The following is a 3177-nucleotide window of genomic DNA, read 5'->3' as shown; positions in this document are numbered from 1 at the left end:
CGTAAAGCGCATGCCCCGTTCCCTTTCTGAGTCTCGACAACCAGAAGGTAGACGGAAAATCCCCGTCTTACGGGGCATGCACATGCGGCATTTCGATTCACCCGAACCTTTCCCCGGACAGCCCTGCACAAGGGGGGAAGGGGAGGTCGCGCCCCGCCTCCACCCGTGCTCTACTCCCCCAGGGACCTCGCCATGATTCGCGCTCTGCTCGCTCTCCTTCTCCTCACCACGCCGGCCGCCGCCGCCGACATGTCGGTCTTCGTGCGCAACCAGCGCTCGGACGGCGTGGCGCTCGAGCTGTTCAGCCGCGACAGCCAGAAAGTCTGGCCGGGCGGCGACAAGGTGTTCCTGATCCGGCCGAAGGCGAAGAAATCCGTGCCGATCTCCTGCGAGCCCGGCGAGCATATCTGCTGGGGCGCCTGGGTGGACGGCGACGATTCCGTCAGCGCCGGCGTCGGCCCCGACAACGACCAGCCCTGCGACACCTGCTGCTTCATCTGCGTGGAGCATTCGACAGAGACGGTGGACCTGGCGGAGTAGCTCTTCCCCTTCTCCCCTTGTGGGAGAAGGTGGCTCGGCGCGCAGCGCCGAGACGGATGAGGGGTGCTCCAGCGGAGTGCAACGCTGGATATTTGAGCAATCACGAAGGCCGGCTAATCTCGCACCATGCCGCACCAACCCGTAACCTCGACCAAACGCAATTTCGCCCGCTCTATGCGCCGCGAGCCTACGGAGGCAGAAGACCGCCTGTGGCAAGAATTGCGCGGCCGGCGACTCGACAATATCAAGTTCAAGCGGCAGGTGCCGATGGGCCGATACGTGGCGGACTTTGTCTGTGCCGAGGCCAGGCTCATCGTCGAAATCGACGGCAGCCAGCATGCGGAATCGCGGCATGACCAGGAACGCGACGCCGTATTGAAGGCCAGGGGCTTTCGCGTGCTGCGGTTCTGGAACGACGATGTGCTGAAGGAACTCGATGCGGTGTGCGATACCATCATCGCTTATGTTAGGGATCAAAGTCTGGAGCCTTGGCGCTAGCGAGGTTCAGGCGGTTTCGCCAAGCTGGAGCACCCCTCATCCGTCTCGGCGCTGCGCGCCGAGCCACCTTCTCCCACAAGGGGAGAAGGAGGAGGTCGCGCCAGATTTCACCCCACTATTTTCCTCCCTACCCCTTGGCATCGCCACGCCTCGTGCCATCATCTGCCATCGGCCGTGGGGGCCGATTCTGTCTCGGGGGTTCTCATGTCCATCTCTTTCGCGCGCCGCGCCGCCGCCGCGCTTTCGTTTGCCGTCCTCATCGCGCCCGCCGCCCATGCCGGCGACGTCACCTTCCAGATCAGGAACAACCATCCCAACGCCATGCGCGTCGAGCTCTACAGCCAGGACCGCGACTATGTCTGGCCGGGCGACGGCAAGGATTTCTATCTCGACGACGGCGAGACCAAGCAACTGCCGATCTCCTGCAACGAGGGCGAGAAGATCTGCTACGGCGCCTGGGTGGACGGCGACGAAAGCACCTATTGGGGCGTCGGCCCCAACAATCAGGAATCCTGCGAGGACTGCTGCTACACCTGCAGCGGCGGCCAGACCGAGGAGATCGACCTGGAGGAGTAGACGCCGAAGCTGCTGATTCTCCCCCCTGTGGGCCGGTCACGGGGAGAAGGTGCCGGCACAGGTGGATGAGGGGTGGCGCTGACGGCGCGACCCTGGGCAAAGGCAGGCAGCCGGCGCTCAAACTGCAGACGCCGGCGCTGCCCCTCATCCGCCCGCCCGGGATTGGCCAAAGCCGCCCGAACCTCGTCATTCCTGGGCGGAGCAGCCGCGAAGCGGCGTCGCGGAGACCCTGGAATCCATGCCATGACTTTGAGCGCAGGATGCATCAGAGCAGAATTCTGCACCCTTGCGGCGCTCGGAAATCACGGCATGGATCCTCGGGTCTGTGCGCGTCGCTTCGCTCCTTGCTCCGCCCGTGGATGGCGACTTCGCGTAGGCTTTGGCCAATCGCCTAGGCATCCGCCACGCATATATCCCTAAGCCGGGAACCGGCCGGCCCGGAGACCGTTTCGAAATTCGCTCCGGCGAGTCATATGGTGGTGGTTTCGAGAACCGGAGCGGAGCGGACATCAGGTCCGTGAGCACCGGAAGCGCAGAAACCGCCGGCAGATGGCCGCCGGAGTAGAATTTCCAAACGGTCTCTCAGCTCTTGCTGGAGGCCAGCACAAGCACCGGCTTCTCGCTGTAAAGCTGCGGGAACAGCGCCTTGAGATTCTCGATCTTGGGCAGGTCGTTGTAGACGATATAGGGATAGGTCGGGTTCAGCGTCAGGAAGTCCTGATGATAATCCTCGGCCGGATAGAAGGTCTTGCCGGTTTCCAGCGTGGTGACGATCGGCTTCGAAAACACCTTGGCCTTGTCGAGCTGGGCGATGTAGCTCTCGGCGACCTTCTTCTGCTCGTCATTCTCGGCGAAGATCGTCGAGCGGTACTGCGTGCCGGAATCCGGCCCCTGGTAGTTGAGCTGCGTCGGGTTGTGCGCGACCGAGAAATAGACCTGCAGCAGCTGGCCGTAGGTGACCTTCGACGGGTCGTAGGTGATCTCGACGGATTCGGCATGGCCCGTGCGGCCGGTGCCGACCACCTCATAGACGGCGTTCTCGGCGCTGCCGCCTGTATAGCCGGAGACCGCCTTGCTGACGCCCTTGACGTGCTGGAAGACGCCCTGCACGCCCCAGAAGCAGCCGCCGGCGAAGATCGCCTTCTTGGTGCCGCTCGCCGCCTTCTCGTCCATTGCCGGCGGCGGGATCACCACCGCGTCCTCGGCCGAGCGGGCCGGGCTCTGCCAGAAGACGGCCGCGGCGACTGCCGCAAGGCCAAGCGCCGCAAGCGCGCCGCGGGTGAAGAATGGCCGCGCGGCTTTTGTCTTTATGCCGTTCATGTCCTGATCTCCTGTAATTGTCTTAAGTATATAGGAAGGAAGCCATCGGGAGGTTCTCACTTTGCCGTGCGGCGGCGTGTAATCGCCAGCGGCGCTCCCCTCTCCGTCTCGGCTTCGCCGAGCCACCTCTCCCCCACCTTTGGCGGGGGCGAGGAACCCAGGCTTGCGAAGGCCTCTCCGTGGCTCATTGGCGTTGCTCGCCCTTCGCGGTTAGCGTTTCCTCGCCCCCGCAAAGCGGGGGAG

4 protein-coding genes are annotated in these 3177 nt (G+C 63.9%); 3 read left to right on the top strand and 1 reads right to left on the bottom strand.

Annotation, left to right across the window (positions count from 1 at the left end; all coding sequences use genetic code 11):
- Window positions 1-192: 192 nt before the first annotated feature.
- From EOA27_RS29045 to EOA27_RS29035, 3 genes are all read left to right on the top strand, one after another.
- Window positions 193-540, top strand: coding sequence for a hypothetical protein (locus EOA27_RS29045; RefSeq protein WP_126080281.1), 348 nt, complete (start codon window positions 193-195; stop codon window positions 538-540).
- A gap of 126 nt (window positions 541-666) precedes the next feature.
- Complete coding sequence (locus EOA27_RS29040) at window positions 667-1038, top strand: endonuclease domain-containing protein (RefSeq protein ID WP_126080282.1); 372 nt, start codon at window positions 667-669, stop codon at window positions 1036-1038.
- Window positions 1039-1242: 204 nt separating this feature from the next.
- The gene (locus EOA27_RS29035; RefSeq protein ID WP_126080283.1) at window positions 1243-1614 is read left to right on the top strand and encodes a hypothetical protein; all 372 of its coding nucleotides are present in this window, start codon (window positions 1243-1245) and stop codon (window positions 1612-1614) included.
- Between the two features lie 582 nt (window positions 1615-2196).
- On the opposite strand, the gene msrA is transcribed toward EOA27_RS29035, so the two are convergent.
- On the bottom strand, window positions 2197-2934 hold the full coding sequence (gene msrA / locus EOA27_RS29030; RefSeq protein ID WP_126080284.1) for a peptide-methionine (S)-S-oxide reductase MsrA: 738 nt from the start codon (window positions 2932-2934) through the stop codon (window positions 2197-2199).
- Window positions 2935-3177: the final 243 nt, after the last annotated feature.

Origin of the sequence: Mesorhizobium sp. M2A.F.Ca.ET.037.01.1.1, assembly GCF_003998075.1 — a bacterium.
Classification (GTDB): Bacteria; Pseudomonadota; Alphaproteobacteria; order Rhizobiales; family Rhizobiaceae; genus Mesorhizobium.
This window is presented reverse-complemented; position numbering and strand designations above follow the sequence as displayed.

Excerpts from the sequence above, each read along its gene's own strand:
- EOA27_RS29045 (WP_126080281.1), top strand. The coding sequence starts at position 193 with ATGATTCGCGCTCTGCTCGCTCTCCTTCTCCTCACCACGCCGGCCGCC.
- EOA27_RS29040 (WP_126080282.1), top strand. The coding sequence starts at position 667 with ATGCCGCACCAACCCGTAACCTCGACCAAACGCAATTTCGCCCGCTCT.
- EOA27_RS29035 (WP_126080283.1), top strand. The coding sequence starts at position 1,243 with ATGTCCATCTCTTTCGCGCGCCGCGCCGCCGCCGCGCTTTCGTTTGCC.
- msrA (WP_126080284.1), bottom strand. The coding sequence starts at position 2,934 with ATGAACGGCATAAAGACAAAAGCCGCGCGGCCATTCTTCACCCGCGGC.